Annotated in this window: 17 protein-coding genes; 15 read left to right on the forward strand and 2 right to left on the reverse strand. The window is 42.3% G+C overall.

Going from position 1 to position 16,057, the window contains the following annotated elements; genetic code table 11:
* Positions 1 to 24: 24 nt before the first annotated feature.
* Both rnjA and HMPREF1518_RS05730 read right to left on the reverse strand, forming a co-directional pair.
* Entirely contained in the window at positions 25 to 1,707 is a 1,683-nt protein-coding gene (gene rnjA, locus HMPREF1518_RS05725) for a ribonuclease J1 (protein ID WP_033584761.1), read from the reverse strand.
* A gap of 1 nt (position 1,708) precedes the next feature.
* Positions 1,709 to 1,942: a DNA-dependent RNA polymerase subunit epsilon gene (locus HMPREF1518_RS05730; protein WP_033584763.1), complete on the reverse strand. Its 234-nt coding sequence runs from the start codon at positions 1,940 to 1,942 to the stop codon at positions 1,709 to 1,711.
* 836 nt (positions 1,943 to 2,778) lie between these two features.
* Here HMPREF1518_RS05730 and HMPREF1518_RS05735 point away from each other — a divergent pair.
* The 15 genes from HMPREF1518_RS05735 to dltB all read left to right on the forward strand — a co-directional run bounded on the left by HMPREF1518_RS05735 (position 2,779) and on the right by dltB (position 16,036).
* Positions 2,779 to 2,994 (forward strand): hypothetical protein, encoded by a 216-nt coding sequence (locus tag HMPREF1518_RS05735; RefSeq protein ID WP_000492029.1) that lies wholly within the window; start codon positions 2,779 to 2,781, stop codon positions 2,992 to 2,994.
* Between the two features lie 235 nt (positions 2,995 to 3,229).
* Positions 3,230 to 3,913, forward strand: a complete 684-nt coding sequence (tsaB, locus tag HMPREF1518_RS05740) for a tRNA (adenosine(37)-N6)-threonylcarbamoyltransferase complex dimerization subunit type 1 TsaB (RefSeq protein WP_033584764.1) — start codon at positions 3,230 to 3,232, stop codon at positions 3,911 to 3,913.
* Positions 3,910 to 4,347, forward strand: coding sequence for a ribosomal protein S18-alanine N-acetyltransferase (rimI, locus tag HMPREF1518_RS05745; protein WP_033584766.1), 438 nt, complete (start codon positions 3,910 to 3,912; stop codon positions 4,345 to 4,347). Before tsaB ends, rimI begins: the two co-directional genes overlap by 4 nt.
* Complete coding sequence (gene tsaD / locus HMPREF1518_RS05750) at positions 4,337 to 5,347, forward strand: tRNA (adenosine(37)-N6)-threonylcarbamoyltransferase complex transferase subunit TsaD (protein ID WP_033584768.1); 1,011 nt, start codon at positions 4,337 to 4,339, stop codon at positions 5,345 to 5,347. The genes rimI and tsaD overlap by 11 nt, the downstream gene beginning before the upstream one ends.
* 103 nt (positions 5,348 to 5,450) lie before the next feature.
* Positions 5,451 to 6,314 (forward strand): XRE/MutR family transcriptional regulator, encoded by an 864-nt coding sequence (locus HMPREF1518_RS05755; RefSeq protein WP_033584770.1) that lies wholly within the window; start codon positions 5,451 to 5,453, stop codon positions 6,312 to 6,314.
* A 115-nt stretch (positions 6,315 to 6,429) separates the two neighbouring features.
* Positions 6,430 to 7,095, forward strand: a complete 666-nt coding sequence (locus HMPREF1518_RS05760) for a CPBP family intramembrane glutamic endopeptidase (protein WP_033584772.1) — start codon at positions 6,430 to 6,432, stop codon at positions 7,093 to 7,095.
* Between the two features lie 70 nt (positions 7,096 to 7,165).
* Positions 7,166 to 8,392, forward strand: a complete 1,227-nt coding sequence (locus HMPREF1518_RS05765) for an MFS transporter (RefSeq protein ID WP_033584774.1) — start codon at positions 7,166 to 7,168, stop codon at positions 8,390 to 8,392.
* 158 nt (positions 8,393 to 8,550) lie between these two features.
* Entirely contained in the window at positions 8,551 to 9,246 is a 696-nt protein-coding gene (locus HMPREF1518_RS05770) for an AzlC family ABC transporter permease (RefSeq protein WP_081730819.1), read from the forward strand.
* Positions 9,236 to 9,559: an AzlD domain-containing protein gene (locus HMPREF1518_RS05775; protein ID WP_000253936.1), complete on the forward strand. Its 324-nt coding sequence runs from the start codon at positions 9,236 to 9,238 to the stop codon at positions 9,557 to 9,559. The genes HMPREF1518_RS05770 and HMPREF1518_RS05775 overlap by 11 nt, the downstream gene beginning before the upstream one ends.
* 103 nt (positions 9,560 to 9,662) lie before the next feature.
* Positions 9,663 to 10,493 (forward strand): amino acid ABC transporter substrate-binding protein, encoded by an 831-nt coding sequence (locus HMPREF1518_RS05780; protein ID WP_000724973.1) that lies wholly within the window; start codon positions 9,663 to 9,665, stop codon positions 10,491 to 10,493.
* Positions 10,494 to 10,647: 154 nt separating this feature from the next.
* Positions 10,648 to 11,502, forward strand: coding sequence for a MetQ/NlpA family ABC transporter substrate-binding protein (locus HMPREF1518_RS05785; RefSeq protein ID WP_033584776.1), 855 nt, complete (start codon positions 10,648 to 10,650; stop codon positions 11,500 to 11,502).
* A gap of 98 nt (positions 11,503 to 11,600) precedes the next feature.
* Positions 11,601 to 12,974 (forward strand): M20 family metallopeptidase, encoded by a 1,374-nt coding sequence (locus tag HMPREF1518_RS05790; RefSeq protein ID WP_033584778.1) that lies wholly within the window; start codon positions 11,601 to 11,603, stop codon positions 12,972 to 12,974.
* Positions 12,967 to 14,028: a methionine ABC transporter ATP-binding protein gene (locus HMPREF1518_RS05795; RefSeq protein WP_033584780.1), complete on the forward strand. Its 1,062-nt coding sequence runs from the start codon at positions 12,967 to 12,969 to the stop codon at positions 14,026 to 14,028. Before HMPREF1518_RS05790 ends, HMPREF1518_RS05795 begins: the two co-directional genes overlap by 8 nt.
* Before the next feature lies 1 nt (position 14,029).
* Positions 14,030 to 14,722 carry a methionine ABC transporter permease gene (locus HMPREF1518_RS05800; RefSeq protein WP_000137507.1) on the forward strand — a complete coding sequence of 231 codons (693 nt, stop codon included), beginning with the start codon at positions 14,030 to 14,032 and terminating at the stop codon, positions 14,720 to 14,722.
* Between the two features lie 159 nt (positions 14,723 to 14,881).
* Entirely contained in the window at positions 14,882 to 16,036 is a 1,155-nt protein-coding gene (gene dltB, locus HMPREF1518_RS05805) for a D-alanyl-lipoteichoic acid biosynthesis protein DltB (protein WP_033584782.1), read from the forward strand.
* Positions 16,037 to 16,057 lie beyond the last annotated feature (21 nt).

Here is a 16,057-nt window from a genome sequence, read left to right on the forward strand (position 1 = left end):
CGAAGACGGGGCTGTTTTGTTGATTTATTCTTCTTCATCTGGTGTGAGGATCATCGGGATGATAATCGGTTCACGTTCTGTATTTTCATAGAGGAAAGGACGAATAGCGTTGACAATGGCACCATTGACAGATTGCACGCTAGCATCTTTGTTCTTCAGCGCGATACGAATAGCATTGAAGAGGATGCGCTGGCTTTGGCGAATCAAGTCGCCAGACTCTCTCATGTAGACAAAGCCTCGGCTGAGGATATCTGGACCAGACAAGATCATTTTAGACTTGAAGTCAACAGTTGCGACTGCTAGAACGACACCGTCCTCAGATAAATCACGACGATCTTTGAGGACAGCAGCGCCGATTTCACCGATACGATTTCCATCGACATAGATGTCTTGGGCATTGAAATGCCCAGCGATACGAGCTGAGTTAGCAGTAAGGGCAAGCACATCACCATTGCTCATGATAAAGATATTGTCCTTCTCGACACCCGTATCCACCGCTAGTCCAGCGTGGACTTTCTGCATACGATATTCACCGTGGACAGGCATGAAGTATTTCGGCTTAATCAAGCGGAGCATGAGTTTTTGCTCTTGCTGACCACCGTGTCCAGATGTATGGATATTGTTCACTTTACCGTGGATAACTTCGACACCAGCTTCAGAAATAGTGTTAATCAATTTGTTGACGCTAGTGGTATTTCCAGGGATTGGGCTAGAAGAGAAGATAACGGTATCGCCGGGTTGGAGTTGCACTTGACGGTGGGTTCCGTTAGCGATACGAGAGAGGGCTGCCATTGGCTCGCCCTGACTACCTGTACAGAGGATAAGAACCTCGCCTGCAGGATAGTCTTTGATTTCATTTGGCTCGATAAAGGTTCCCTTAGGAGCTTTGATGTAACCAAGTTCGATACCATTGACAATGGCCTTTTCCATAGAACGACCAAAGACCGCAATCTTGCGTCCAGTTTTAACAGCAGCATCCGTTGCTTGCTGGAGACGGAAGATATTTGAGGCAAAGGATGCGAAGATGATGCGTCCTTCAATGCTTTGGATAATCTTCATGATGGACTGACCAACGACTTTTTCAGAGTTGGTAAAGGTTGGCACTTCTGCATTTGTCGAGTCAGATAGGAGACAGAGTACGCCTTCTTCACCAAGGGCAGCCATGCGGTGCAAGTCCGCAGGTTCCCCAACTGGAGTAAAGTCAAACTTAAAGTCACCCGTACAGACGATTTTTCCTTGAGGAGTATGAATGACAATTCCCAAAGGCTCTGGAATAGAGTGAGTCGTTCTAAAGAAAGTTGCCTTGAGATTTTTAAAGGTCAACTCAGTGTTGTGATTGATTTCGTAAAGTTTAGCGTTGCGCAAGAGGCCGTGTTCTTCGAGTTTTCCACGGATCAAAGCCAAGGCAAGTGGTCCAGCATAGATAGGGACATTTGCTTGCTTGAGCAGGAATGGAATCCCACCGATGTGGTCCTCGTGTCCGTGTGTAATCAAAACAGCCTTGACGCGGTCGATATTGTCCACGATGTAAGAGTAGTCAGGGATAACGTAGTCGATACCCAGCAAGTCATCTTCTGGGAATTTAATCCCAGCATCGACGATGATAATCTCGTCTTGGTATTCAATTCCGTATGTGTTTTTCCCGATTTCTCCCAGACCACCGATGGCAAAAACGCCGACTTCTTCAGGTTTAAGAGTATAGGCCATATTAGAACTCCGTGATTTCGAAGACGCCAGTTTCTTTTTCGTAATCTAGCAATTTGTCAGACAAGAGTTCGATATACTCGATGTTGTACTCTGGGCGATTTTCTTCGACAAGTTGGCGAGCAGCGATACGGCCCTCAAGTTCTGAGCTGGCATCGATATCTAGGTAAAGTGCGCGTGTTGTTTCACGACGTGGGCTACGTTCTTTTGTTTCTTGATAAAAAACTTTGTAAATCATATAGTTCCTTTCTATTTATAGGTCAACTTATTCCAAACTTTTAGCAGAGATTTGCTTGATTTCATTCCATTTTGTGTCTAGATTGACCTTGATTCGTTACAATTATTTCAATTATACCACAAAATGAAAAATTAGTAAAAGACGGAAACGAGAAAGTCGGGAGGGGAAGAAGGAGCAAAAAGACAGGTAGGATTTGGTCGGAGAGCGCTTAGGTGTTATAATTAAAGGGGAAATCTAAAGAGATAGTAGATTTAAGGAAAAACATAGTTCTAGTTTCATTAATCAATCGTTGGAGTAGATGGTTGGGACAGAATGATATCTTTGAAAAAAGAAAAAGCTCTTGAGAAATCTCAAGAGCAACCAAAAAGGCTGAGACAAAATTAAGGGATTTTTCTGAGCAAGCTCAAGGGGCAGCACCACAGCCTGAAGAGCCAAAGGCTCAACCTGATTTTCCTACCAATGTTCAATTATATTTTAACATTGACAAGTCAGTAAAGTCAAGTTATCGGTTGCGTGGTGGCTACAAATACCCTGAAGATGCGTACATTACGTTATCCTCTCGATATTTATACTTTACTATAACTCACTGAGGGAATCAACTTTAAAAGCATCAAAAAGCTCCTGACCGAAGTCAAGAGCCGTCAAACACTGGGGGCGAATTGTTCAATCGCAATTTCAGTTCTTTAGAAACCAAAGTTTCAGGGATAGCACTGCAACCCGAAGAGTCAACGACTCAACCTGATTTTCCTACCAGTGTTGAATTACATTTTAACATTGATAGACCAACATTGTCAACAGTTTATATAAAAATAGGAATACCAAAAGGAGGATTAAGAATGTTTAGTTTGTTTGAATTTGCAGTAGGGGTTCGCCTCTTGATGTTTGTAGTCTTTGTAGCTTGTGTCTATGGGGGGAATGCCCTGTTTGTGCATCTGGAACACCGCAAAACAAAGTTCCTTTGGAAGCTTGCTTTTGTGACGCTCTATTCAATTTTTCTCCTCCTGGTCACCTATGTTGTCTGGCTTGTTTTCTACTTTGGTTTAAATGCCTAAAGTCAATTATTCCTCTAGATATACAGAAAATCCACCTTGTCTTGATAGATGGGATGGACTTTTTCTATTTTTACGATGATGATCTCTTGCATCGAAAATCGAGTTGAAACATATATGACTTATTTACACTTCTTTTTGTCTAAGTGGCAGGCCCTTTTGTTTCAAAACAAAGAAAACTCCCATGCGTCAGCTTTTGTAGTATAATAGTAAGCAGACAAAAAGATAGGAATGTGTTATGAAAGTTTTAGCTTTTGATACGTCCAGCAAGGCTCTTTCTCTAGCCATTTTAGAGGACAAGCAGGTTCTTGCCGAGACGACGATTAATATTAAGAAGAATCACAGTATTACCCTCATGCCTGCCATTGATTTTTTGATGGCCAGTTTGGATTGGACACCTAAGGATTTGGATCGAATCGTGGTCGCTGAAGGGCCAGGTAGCTACACGGGCTTGCGAATTGCGGTAGCAACTGCCAAGACCTTGGCTCATACCCTGAACATTGAGTTGGTTGGTATGTCGAGTCTATTGTCTCTGGTACCACGCCAACAAGAAGGTTTACTTGTTCCCCTGATGGATGCGCGTCGCAACAATGTTTATGCAGGATTTTATGAAAATGCCAAACCTGTCATGCCAGAAGCACACCTGTCCTTTGCGGAAGTGCTAGAAAAAGTCAAGGATGCTGAACACGTGACCTTTGTTGGAGAGGTTGAAGCCTTTGTGGAGCAGATCCAAGAACAGCTACCACAAGCTAGTTCCCAAGAGACCTTGCCAAATGCAGCTAATCTAGCTCTTTGGGCATGGGACAAGAAAGAAGACTCCTTGCACGACTTTGTGCCAAATTATCTCAAGCGTGTCGAAGCCGAGGAAAACTGGCTCAAGAACCATACTGAGTCTGGCGAGTCTTACATTAAACGCCTATGATAGAAATCAAACGAATCCAAAAACAGCCTGAACTAGCTAAAACCATCTACGCTGTCATGGCAGATGTTTACCCAGTCAGCCCTTGGACACTGGAACAAATCCAAGCAGACCTGTCCCAAGACCAGACATGGTATGTTCTGGCTTTGGACGGGGCAGAAGTGATTGGCTTTCTAGCCGTTCAGGAGAATCTCTTTGAGGCAGAAGTCCTGCAAATCGCTGTCAAAAAAGCCTATCAGGGTCAGGGAATTGCGTCAGCCTTGTTTGCTCAATTGCTAGCGGATAAGGAGATTTTCCTCGAAGTCAGAAAGTCAAACCAACGAGCGCAAGCATTTTACAAGAAAGAAAAGATGGCGGTCATCGCTGAGCGAAAGGCCTACTACCATGACCCAGTCGAGGACGCCATCATCATGAAGAGAGAAATAGATGAAGGATAGATATATTTTAGCATTTGAGACATCCTGTGACGAGACCAGTGTCGCTGTCTTAAAAAACGACGACCAGCTCTTGTCCAATGTCATTGCGAGTCAAATTGAGAGTCACAAACGTTTTGGGGGCGTAGTGCCAGAAGTAGCCAGTCGTCACCATGTCGAGGTCATTACAGCCTGCATCGAGGAGGCGCTAGCAGAAGCAGGAATTACCGAAGAGGATGTAACGGCTGTGGCTGTTACCTACGGACCAGGCTTGGTTGGAGCACTGCTAGTTGGTTTGTCAGCTGCTAAGGCCTTTGCTTGGGCTCATGGACTTCCGCTGATCCCCGTGAATCACATGGCGGGTCACCTCATGGCAGCACAGAGCGTCGAGCCTTTGGAGTTTCCCTTGCTAGCCCTCTTGGTTAGTGGTGGGCACACAGAGTTGGTCTATGTTTCTGAGGCTGGGGATTATAAGATTGTTGGGGAAACGCGGGATGATGCAGTTGGTGAGGCCTATGATAAGGTCGGCCGTGTCATGGGCTTGACCTATCCAGCAGGTCGCGAGATTGATGAGCTAGCTCATCAGGGGCAAGATATTTATGATTTCCCTCGTGCCATGATTAAGGAGGACAATCTAGAGTTTTCATTCTCAGGTTTGAAGTCTGCCTTTATCAATCTTCACCACAATGCCGAGCAAAAGGGAGAAAGCTTGTCCAAGGAAGACCTGTCAGCATCTTTCCAAGCAGCAGTCATGGATATTCTTATGGCCAAAACCAAGAAGGCTTTGGAAAAATATCCTGTTAAAACCCTAGTCGTGGCCGGTGGCGTGGCAGCTAATAAAGGGCTCAGAGAACGCCTAGCAGCTGAAATCACAGATGTCAAGGTCATCATCCCACCCCTGCGCCTTTGTGGAGACAATGCCGGTATGATTGCCTATGCCAGTGTCAGTGAGTGGAATAAGAAGAATTTTGCCAGTTTGGATCTAAATGCTAAGCCGAGTCTCGCCTTTGATACCATGGAATAAAGAGTCAGCTTGAAGCTGGCTTTTTAACTCCAGAAAATGTCAGAATATTTTGACAAAACTGTAAAAATGATGATATAATATGTAAAAATTAGGAGGTGGTCAGATGATTGAGAGAATGGAATTGGGAGAATTTTACAAGGAATTACGTTTGGCGAGAAAACTCAAGCAGTCAGATGTAGCTTGTGATGGACTGACAGCATCTCAGTTATCCAAGTTTGAACTAGGGCAGTCCATGTTGTCTGCGGATAAACTGATCCTAGCTATCCAAGGGATAAATGTGACCTTCGACGAGTTTGGACACAAGCTTAATAATTACCAGGAATCCCCACATATGCGAATCGGTCGAAAGATTGTAAATCGTTTTACCCATCAAGATATAGCTGGCTTAGAGAAACTATTAGAGGAAGTCGAGCAAGAACAGATGGCGCAGACCTATCGTCGTTTGAATGCTATTGTGATCAAAGATGCTATCCATTCCTTGGATAAAAACTATCCGCTAGAAGAAGAGGATAGTGAGTTTTTGACTAGCTACCTCTATGCTATCGAGTCTTGGACCTGGTTTGAACTCTATCTTTTTTGCAATACCATGCCTTTCTTAAGTAATCAAGATCTGATTTTTTTATCCACCTCTTTACTTGAAAAATCCAAGGAATTTAAAGAGTTGGTACACAATCAATTGTATATGAAAAGTGGTTATCTTAATATCATCTCAGAGCTCATGGAGCGCAAACTTTTTTCTTATATCCCAATCTTTGAAGCCGAGTTGGAGAGTATGCTCCGACCATACTATGTTTTTGAGAAATTATTGTGGCAGTTTTTAAAGAAGATGAGCATTTTCCTTCAAACTAAGGGGAGCAATCAAAAAGAGATTGAACACTTTATCCAATCTCTGCAAATATTAGAAAATCCACAATTAACAGCTCTTTTTGAACTGCGTTTTCAGCAATACAAAGAACTTATCGATTAATCTACTATCGCGAATGTGAAATTTCCATGAGAAACAATATCAAATATGCGATTTTCTAAAATGTGGTGATTTCCGTGTTATACTATCCTTATTTCATAGTATAGGAGAAAATAGAATGAAAAAGATAATCTCACGCTACTATTTTTTAATAGCTATTCTACTTGTCATTTCTGACCAGTTCTTCATTCGTTTGCTTTTACATAGCGACCTTGCTGCTGGTCTATCTGACTTTGCCTATTATTTGTCAGATATGCTGTTGAATTTTCTTGTGGTTCTGCTTGCTATTATTGTTATGATTCGGTCAGGGAAATGGCAGAAAATCAACAGTCGAAAATTTAGAGGTTCCTATCTTCTCTATTGCTTCCTATCTCTCCTAGCTTTTGTTATTTGGAACTTCGTCACATTTTTTATTTTTCCGCCTACCAAAAATGAAATTGCTTATCAACTGGATGTTCCTACTTTTACGGGAGCAACGGCATTTTTGATGTATTTTTTCTATCCTGTGATTGCAGGTCCTATTTTTGAAGAGATGATTTATCGTGGATTGGTGATGACAGCTCTGGAAAAAGGAAAGAAATGGGGACTGGATGTGCTCGGTTCGGCTGCTTTGTTTGGAATCTTGCACATTAGTAACCACGGTTGGGTCTTGACAGACTTTTTCGTATATATGGGTGGCGGTCTCATATTTGCAGTCTTATTTAGAGTGACAAAGTCCATTTATTGGCCTATTGGACTGCACATAGTCTACAATGGCATTGGTCAAATTTTACCGTTGCTGTAATTTTGGGTGCTCAGCAATATCGGTCTATCCTTGGGGAAAAGTTCCCATTTGAACTCAAAAAGGAGTTGCGATGAAAGTATTTATTCAAAATAGAGATTTTAGGCAACTAACCATCAACCAGTGGATTTCAATGGTTGGGGATACAATTTTTTATCTTGCTTTTTTGAATTATGTGGCAGATGCTTCGTTTGCCCCCTTGGCAATTTTACTCATTACGATTTCAGAGACTGTTCCTCAAGTTCTGCAAATTTTTATGGGAGTTTTGGCTGACTTTCAACACCATCGTGTTCTAAAGTATACGGTTATTAGTTTTGTCAAATTTGTACTTTATTCTATAGTGGCGCTTTCGCTTTCAGGGCAGCCCTTTTCCTTATGGCTTGTATTCTTTATTTGTTTAATGAACCTTTTGTCGGATACATTGAGTTACTTTTCAGGAGCCATGCTTACTCCTATTTTTATAAGAATCATTGGGAAAGAACATCTGACAGAAGCTATTGGCTTTAAACAATCAACAGTTAGTTTAGTTCGGACAATCAGTAATATTCTAGGAGGGGTTTTACTAGGAATTCTTTCCATTCAGTTCATTTCCTTGCTAAACGCTCTGACGTTTCTGATAGCATTTGTAGGTATTCTTCTCATAAAAAATGATCTTTTGAAAGTTGAAAAAACAATTAGCTATCAAGAAGGTCTTTCTATAAAATCGTTTTGCCAGCATTTGTTCCAATCATCAAAATTGATCTGGAATATGGATAGAGTGATCTTCATTTTATTTATCGTCTCTATCAGCCAAGCGGTGATTAATGTTACTGTTCCTATTTCAACTCTTTTTTTAAGAAACCAACCGTTTTTGGATTTACAAACTGGTCAATCACTCGCTTTGTTATCAACACTAGAATTGTTAGCACTTATTGTCGGAAGCCTTGTAAGTGGCTATCTGAAAAATACGATTTCTATAAAAACAGCTCTATACGCTTCGGTCGTCATCCAGTTACTCCTTCTAGTAGGATTTGCCACAGTTCATTTTGGTTTGATTCTGCTTTTCAGCTCCTTGGATGCCTTCATCGCAGGGTTACTCTCTCCTAGATTGCAAGAACTCGTCTTTAAACAAATACCTGAGGAGTCAATGGGAGCGGTTCAATCCTCTATTGGTGCTATTACGGTTGTCTTACCAAGTCTATTCACAATCGTTTTCGTAACGATTGCTACAAGTTTTGGGGTCCTAGCGGTCAGCTTTATTCTATTGCTATTACTCCTAACCGCATTTGTCATGCTCTTGAATATTCGTGAGAGCATTTAGAGGAGAATTTGTATAATAGGTGTTTGAGACTGGATCGCCAGTCTTTTTATGACGGCCAAAATCAGCAGACTTTTTTCTCTTCTTTGAATATGTTATAATAGTCCGTGCTGTGGCTGTGATGATGAACAGCCTCAACTGGAGAAAATATGAGGAGAAGGATGAAAGAAAAAGGATTTTGGGAAGGTGTACATGCGGCCATGCCGACTGCCCTCGGCTATGTTAGTATCGGTCTGGCTTGTGGGATTATCGGTGCGCCCTATGTGACACCTGTTGAGATGGGCTTGATGAGCCTCTTTGTTTATGCCGGGAGCGCCCAGTTTGCCATGTTGGCACTGATTGCGGTACAAGCGCCTGTGGCAGCTATTGCTATGACGGTCTTTTTGATCAACTTGCGACTCTTTTTGCTGAGCTTGCATGCATCGACCTATTTCCGTCATACTAGTCTCTGGCAAAATATCGGCATGTCTAGTCTCCTGACAGATGAGACCTATGGCGTTTTGATGGGAGAATTAGCCCATACAGATAAAGTCCATCCTATGTGGATGCACGGGAACAATCTCAATAGTTATGTAGCCTGGTTTATTGGGACAGTGGCGGGGACGGCTTTAGGTGGCCTTCTTCCGAATCCTGAAGTCTTTGGCTTGGACTTTGCCCTTGTTGGGATGTTTATCGGGATTTTTACTTCACAATTTCAGATTATGCAAAGACGGGTTCCTGTACGGAATCTGCTACTAATCCTAGCCGTTGTTGCGGTGTCCTTCTTTTTGCTCTTGACAGTAGTGTCTCAGTCGCTAGCTGTTTTGTTTGCGACCTTGCTAGGTTGTACCATGGGGGTGGTCTTAGATGGTCAGTAAATATCTTTTGTTAGCCGTTATCTTTTCAGGCCTAGTGACTTGGATTCCCCGTATGATTCCCTTCATCTTGGTTAAGTACAAGGGCTTGCCAGCTATCGTCGAGCGGTTTTTGAAGTTTTTGCCTGTTTCCATTATCTTTGCCTTGATCCTTTCAAGCGTAGTGACTGGCAAAGTTGGCAGTCTCCCTCAAATCAAATGGCTGGACTTTTTAGCAGTCTTTCCAACGGCTTGGGTAGCCTTTCGCTACCGCAATCTAGTAGGTACGGTTCTTTTTGGGGTAGTCTTGATTGCAGTCTTGCGTCTGGTCTTTTAAATCAGCCATAAAAAAAACCTATCACCGAGATAGATATCATATAATGGCAAAAAAAAATATTTTCTGTTAAGATAGTAAAGTATTCTATTTTGGAGGAAATGACATGAAAAAAATCGTTAAATACTCATCTCTTGCTGCTCTAGGACTTGTGGCTGTAGGTGTGTTAGCAGCTTGCTCAGGTGGTGCGAAAAAAGAGGGAGAAGCAGCTAGCAAGAAAGAAATTATCGTTGCAACTAATGCTACACCAAAACCATTCAACTATGAAGAAAATGGCGAATTGACTGGTTACGAAATTGAAGTGGTTCGCGCTATCTTTAAAGACTCTGACAAGTATGATGTCAAGTTTGAGAAGACAGAGTGGTCAGGAGTCTTTGCAGGACTTGATGCTGACCGTTACAATATGGCTGTTAGCAACATCAGCTACACTAAAGAACGTGCTGAAAAATACCTTTATGCAGCTCCAACTGCTAAAAACCCTAACGTTCTTGTAGTGAAAAAAGATGACCCTAGCATCAAATCGCTTGATGATATCGGTGGAAAATCAACAGAAGTTGTTCAAGGGACAACTTCTGCTAAACAGCTAGAAGACTACAACAAACAACATTCAGATAATCCAACTGTCCTAAAGTATACTAAAGCGGACTTCCAACAAATCATGGGACGCTTGAGCGATGGCCAGTTTGACTACAAGATTTTTGATAAAATCGGTGTTGAAACAGTCATCAAGGACCAAGGTTTGGACAACTTGAAAGTCATTGAACTTCCAAGCGACCAACAACCTTACGTTTACCCACTTCTTGCTAAAGGTCAAGATGAGTTGAAAACATTTGTAGACAAACGTATCCAAGAACTCTACAAAGACGGAACTCTTGAAAAGTTGTCTAAACAGTTCTTCGGAGACACTTATCTCCCAGCAGAAGCTGATATTAAATAGTGGTATGAAATCATCCAGTCTGAGAAAGGCGGATGATTTCTCAATTTTTAGGTATATAGTTTCAAACTATATGTCTGCCTATCTAATAACAATTTGCTAAATCAAATAAAGTATGAGATACTATTACGGTATTATTTTTAAAGGAGATAGAATCATGAAAATTAAAAAATGGCTCGGTGTAGCGGCTCTTGCTACAGTCGCAGGTTTGGCTCTTGCAGCTTGCGGAAATTCAGAAAAGAAAGCAGACAACGAAACAGTTGTCAAAATTGCAACAGTTAACCGTAGCGGTTCTGAAGAAGCGCGTTGGGATAAAATCCAAGAATTGGTTGAAAAAGATGGAATTAAATTGGAATTCACAGAGTTCACAGACTATTCACAACCAAACAAGGCAACTGCTGATGGCGAAGTAGACTTGAATGCTTTCCAACACTACAACTTCTTGAACAACTGGAACAAAGAAAACGGGAAAGACCTTGTAGCGATTGCAGATACATATATCTCACCAATCCGCCTTTACTCAGGTAAAAATGGGGAAGAAAACAAGTATACCAAAGTGGAAGAAATCCCAGATAAGGGTGAAATCGCCGTACCAAACGATGCAACAAACGAAAGCCGTGCGCTTTACTTGCTTCAATCAGCTGGTTTGATCAAATTGGATGTTTCTGGAACTGCTCTTGCAACAGTTGCGAACATTACAGAAAATCCAAAGAACTTGAAGATTACTGAATTGGACGCTAGTCAAACAGCTCGTTCATTGTCATCAGTTGACGCTGCCGTTGTAAACAATACCTTCGTTACAGAAGCAAAATTGGACTACAAGAAAGCACTCTTTAAAGAGCAAGCTGATGAAAACTCAAAACAATGGTACAACATCATCGTTGCGAAAAAAGATTGGGAATCATCACCTAAGGCTGATGCCATCAAGAAAGTGATCGCAGCTTACCACACTGATGAAGTGAAAAAAGTTATCGAAGAAACATCAGACGGTTTGGACCAACCAGTTTGGTAATAAGACACAGGGAGGTGGGAGAGAGTTTCCACCTCTTGCTTTTGTATAGAGCATGGATTGTAAAGAAGACTATAGGTTCATAGAAAGGTAGAGAGAATATGGTTTTTCCTAGCGAACAAGAACAGATTGAAAAATTTGAAAGGGATCATATAGCCCAGCATTATTTTGAGGTTTTGCGTACCTTGATTTCCAAGAAATCAGTCTTTGCCCAACAGGTTGGACTCAAGGAGGTTGCAAACTATCTGGGTGAGATTTGCAAGCGTGTAGGGGCTGAAGTGGAGATTGATGAGACTTATACGGCGCCCTTTGTCATGGCGCACTTCAAGAGTTCGCGTCCGGATGCCAAGACCTTGATCTTCTATAACCACTATGACACTGTGCCGGCGGATGGTGACCAGGTGTGGACAGAGGATCCTTTTACGCTTTCGGTCCGCAATGGCTTTATGTATGGGCGTGGGGTTGACGACGACAAGGGCCATATCACGGCTCGTTTGAGTGCTCTGAGAAAGTATATGCAGCACCACGATGACCTACCTGTCAATATCAGTTTTATCATGGAAGGAGCGGAGGAATCGGCTTCAACAGACCTAGATAAGTATCTGGAAAAACATGCGGACAAACTCCGTGGGGCTGATTTGTTGGTCTGGGAACAAGGGACTAAGAATGCCTTGGAGCAGTTAGAAATTTCTGGTGGAAACAAGGGAATTGTGACCTTTGATGCCAAGGTAAAAAGTGCCGATGTGGATATTCACTCTAGTTATGGTGGGGTTGTGGAATCAGCTCCATGGTATCTTGTCCAGGCTCTAAGTAGTCTACGCGCAGCAGATGGACGTATCTTGGTAGAAGGCTTGTACGAGGATGTTCAAGAGCCAAATGAACGAGAACTAGCCTTGGTAGATACCTACGCCCAACGCAATCCTGAGGAAATTAGTCGCATTTATGGTTTGGAATTGCCTCTCTTACAAGAGGATCGTGCAGCCTTTCTAAAACGGTTCTTTTTCGAGCCGGCCCTTAATATCGAAGGGATTCAGTCAGGTTATCAAGGACAAGGGGTTAAAACGATTTTGCCAGCAGAGGTTAGTGCCAAGCTAGAGGTTCGTTTGGTTCCTGGCCTAGAACCGCATGATGTTCTGGAAAAAATTCGGAAACAGCTAGACAAAAATGGCTTTGATAAGGTAGAATTATACTATACCTTGGGAGAGATGAGCTATCGAAGCGATATGAGCGCACCAGCCATTCTCAATGTGATCGAGTTGGCCAAGAAATTCTATCCACAGGGCGTATCAGTCTTGCCGACCACAGCAGGAACAGGGCCTATGCATACGGTCTTTGATGCCCTAGAGGTACCAATGGTGGCCTTTGGTTTAGGAAATGCCAATAGCCGAGACCACGGTGGAGATGAAAATGTGCGAATCGCCGATTACTACACCCATATTGAATTAGTAGAGGAGCTGATTAGAAGCTATGAGTAGAGATATTATCAAGTTAGATCAGATCGATGTGACTTTTCACCAAAAGAAGAGAACCATCACAGCGGTTAAGGATGTGACCATTCACATCCAAGAAGGGGATATCTACGGAATCGTTGGATATTCTGGAGCAGGGAAATCAACCCTTGTACGGGTGATTAACCTCTTGCAAAAGCCATCTGCTGGGGAAATTACCATTGACGACGATGTAATCTTTGATGGCAGAGTGACCTTGACAGCAGAGCAGTTGCGTCGTAAGCGTCAAGACATTGGGATGATTTTCCAGCATTTTAACCTCATGAGTCAGAAGACAGCAGAGGAGAATGTGGCCTTTGCCCTCAAACACTCTGGACTCAGCAAGGAAGAAAAGAAAGCCAAAGTAGCTAAGTTGTTGGACTTGGTTGGCTTGGCGGATCGTGCTGAAAACTACCCTTCACAACTATCCGGAGGGCAAAAACAGCGTGTGGCCATTGCGCGTGCCTTGGCCAATGATCCAAAAATCTTGATTTCAGACGAGTCAACGTCTGCCCTTGATCCTAAGACAACCAAGCAGATTTTGGCCTTGTTGCAAGATTTGAACCAAAAATTAGGCTTGACGGTTGTTTTGATTACGCACGAAATGCAGATTGTCAAAGACATTGCCAACCGTGTGGCAGTTATGCAGGATGGTCGTTTGATTGAAGAGGGCAGTGTCCTTGAAATCTTCTCAGATCCTAAACAGCCTTTGACCCAGGACTTTATCTCAACTGCGACAGGTATTGATGAAGCCATGGTCAAGATTGAGAAGCAAGAAATCGTAGAGCATTTATCTGAGAACAGTATCTTAGTGCAGCTCAAGTATGCAGGTGCTTCGACAGACGAACCACTTTTGAATGAATTGTACAAGCGTTACCAAGTAACGGCTAATATCCTCTATGGAAATATCGAAATTCTCGATGGCACTCCCGTTGGAGAATTGGTGGTGGTCTTGTCAGGTGAAAAAGCAGCGCTAGCAGGTGCTCAAGAAGCCATTCGTCAAGCGGGTGTCCAGTTAAAAGTATTGAAGGGAGGACAGTAAGATGACAGAGTTGATTCAAACTTATCTACCAAATGTCTATAAGATGGGCTGGGCTGGTCAGGCAGGCTGGGGAACGGCTATCTACCTAACTCTTTATATGACAGTTCTTTCCTTCATCATCGGAGGGTTCTTGGGGCTGGTGGCAGGTCTCTTCCTTGTCTTGACAGCGCCAGGCGGTGTCTTGGAAAATAAGGTTATCTTTTGGATTTTAGACAAGATCACCTCCATTTTCCGTGCGGTTCCTTTCATCATCCTCTTGGCAATCATGTCGCCACTTTCTCACTTGATTGTGAAGACGAGTATCGGGCCAAATGCAGCCCTTGTCCCACTTTCTTTTGCGGTCTTTGCCTTCTTTGCCCGTCAGGTGCAGGTGGTCTTGGCTGAGCTAGATGGTGGTGTCATTGAGGCGGCGCAGGCTAGTGGAGCGACCTTCTGGGACATCGTGGGTGTTTATCTATCAGAAGGTCTTCCAGATTTGATTCGTGTGACGACAGTGACCTTGATTTCCCTTGTTGGGGAAACGGCTATGGCGGGAGCAGTTGGTGCTGGTGGTATCGGTAACGTAGCCATTGCTTATGGATTTAACCGTTACAATCACGATGTGACCATCTTGGCAACCATCATTATCATCTTGATTATCTTTACAATCCAGTTCTTGGGAGATTTCTTGACCAAGAAATTAAGTCATAAATAATGGGAGGAGTTCAACAGGACTCCTTTTTGTTTTCTCACTGAAATGCAAGAAGAGTAAAGCTTCTTTTTAGAAATATGCTATAATAAAGAAAGGTCCCTCAATTAGCAAATCAGAAAGTTTGCTGTCGAAGGGATGATAATGTAAAGGAGTTTGGCTGGTATGAATTATTTCGAGGGGAATGATTTCTTCCTTCTCTTGTTTGTAGTTTTACTGATTGGTTTTGTGGTAAATTTTTTTGAAAAACGTAAGGACTACTATATTTTGACGCTCTCCCTCTTATTTGCAGGAGCTATCTATGGTAAGAGTCGAGCGATGATGGTCTATTTGCTCGCCTTTGTCGTTTACCAGTATTTTCTGGTTTTTCTAGCACAGAGGATAGAGGCAAAGCGGCTGAAACCACTGGTTTTCCTTTCCATTCTTCCTTTGATAATCAATAAAGTCTTTGCTCTGACTTCTCTGCATTTGTTGGCCTTTATTGGAATTTCTTACATGTCCTTTAAGACCATTCAGATCATGCTAGAAATATCGGATGGCTTGATCAAAGAAAAAATCAGTGTAAAAGATTACCTACAGTTTTTGCTCTTTTTTCCAACAGTTAGTGCTGGTCCGATTGATCGGAGTAGGAGATTTTTAAAAGAGATAAACGAGGTCATGCCCCGAAAAGAGTATCTAGAGTTAGCAGGGGACGGTGTGTATCGTATCGTTCTAGGCCTTCTTTACAAGGTTGTTTTATCAACCTATGTTTACCAGATGTTACTCGCTCTAAATAATACTGGCACAGTCGTTTATTCAATCAAGTATATGTACCTCTATACCTTGTATCTGTTCTTTGACTTTGCAGGCTATAGTCTAATGGCCGTTGGAAGTAGCAACATTCTAGGTATTCAGACACCGATGAACTTTAACAAACCTTTCTTGAGTGTTGATATCAAGGATTTCTGGACCAGATGGCATATCACCTTGTCGACCTGGCTGAGAGATTTTGTATTTTCAAGAGTATTGATGCAGGTTATCAGGAAAAAATGGTTTAAAAATAGACTACACAATGCAACCTATGCCTATATGGTCAATATGTTGGTCATGGGTTTTTGGCATGGTCTTAGTGTTAGCTACATTGTTTATGGTTTTTACCATGGTGTCTTGATGGCTGGATTTGAAGTGTATCAAAAGAAAAGCAATTTTTATAAGAAAAATAAAAACAAAAACTGGTATAAGCTACTAAGTTGGTTTGTGACCATGCATTTGGTTATGATTGGTTTCTTTATCTTTTCAGGTGAACCCTATAAAATCTTACTGACGATTTTAAAGAGATAAGAGATTGAAAAGAAGTCTTCC

Origin of the sequence: Streptococcus sp. SR1, from assembly GCF_000526075.1 — a bacterium.
Classification (GTDB): Bacteria; Bacillota; Bacilli; order Lactobacillales; family Streptococcaceae; genus Streptococcus; species Streptococcus halitosis.

Coding starts and splice junctions, on each gene's coding strand:
- rnjA (WP_033584761.1), bottom strand. CDS start 1,707: ATGGCCTATACTCTTAAACCTGAAGAAGTCGGCGTTTTTGCCATCGGT.
- HMPREF1518_RS05730 (WP_033584763.1), bottom strand. CDS start 1,942: ATGATTTACAAAGTTTTTTATCAAGAAACAAAAGAACGTAGCCCACGT.
- HMPREF1518_RS05735 (WP_000492029.1), top strand. CDS start 2,779: ATGTTTAGTTTGTTTGAATTTGCAGTAGGGGTTCGCCTCTTGATGTTT.
- tsaB (WP_033584764.1), top strand. CDS start 3,230: ATGAAAGTTTTAGCTTTTGATACGTCCAGCAAGGCTCTTTCTCTAGCC.
- rimI (WP_033584766.1), top strand. CDS start 3,910: ATGATAGAAATCAAACGAATCCAAAAACAGCCTGAACTAGCTAAAACC.
- tsaD (WP_033584768.1), top strand. CDS start 4,337: ATGAAGGATAGATATATTTTAGCATTTGAGACATCCTGTGACGAGACC.
- HMPREF1518_RS05755 (WP_033584770.1), top strand. CDS start 5,451: ATGATTGAGAGAATGGAATTGGGAGAATTTTACAAGGAATTACGTTTG.
- HMPREF1518_RS05760 (WP_033584772.1), top strand. CDS start 6,430: ATGAAAAAGATAATCTCACGCTACTATTTTTTAATAGCTATTCTACTT.
- HMPREF1518_RS05765 (WP_033584774.1), top strand. CDS start 7,166: ATGAAAGTATTTATTCAAAATAGAGATTTTAGGCAACTAACCATCAAC.
- HMPREF1518_RS05770 (WP_081730819.1), top strand. CDS start 8,551: ATGAAAGAAAAAGGATTTTGGGAAGGTGTACATGCGGCCATGCCGACT.
- HMPREF1518_RS05775 (WP_000253936.1), top strand. CDS start 9,236: ATGGTCAGTAAATATCTTTTGTTAGCCGTTATCTTTTCAGGCCTAGTG.
- HMPREF1518_RS05780 (WP_000724973.1), top strand. CDS start 9,663: ATGAAAAAAATCGTTAAATACTCATCTCTTGCTGCTCTAGGACTTGTG.
- HMPREF1518_RS05785 (WP_033584776.1), top strand. CDS start 10,648: ATGAAAATTAAAAAATGGCTCGGTGTAGCGGCTCTTGCTACAGTCGCA.
- HMPREF1518_RS05790 (WP_033584778.1), top strand. CDS start 11,601: ATGGTTTTTCCTAGCGAACAAGAACAGATTGAAAAATTTGAAAGGGAT.
- HMPREF1518_RS05795 (WP_033584780.1), top strand. CDS start 12,967: ATGAGTAGAGATATTATCAAGTTAGATCAGATCGATGTGACTTTTCAC.
- HMPREF1518_RS05800 (WP_000137507.1), top strand. CDS start 14,030: ATGACAGAGTTGATTCAAACTTATCTACCAAATGTCTATAAGATGGGC.
- dltB (WP_033584782.1), top strand. CDS start 14,882: ATGAATTATTTCGAGGGGAATGATTTCTTCCTTCTCTTGTTTGTAGTT.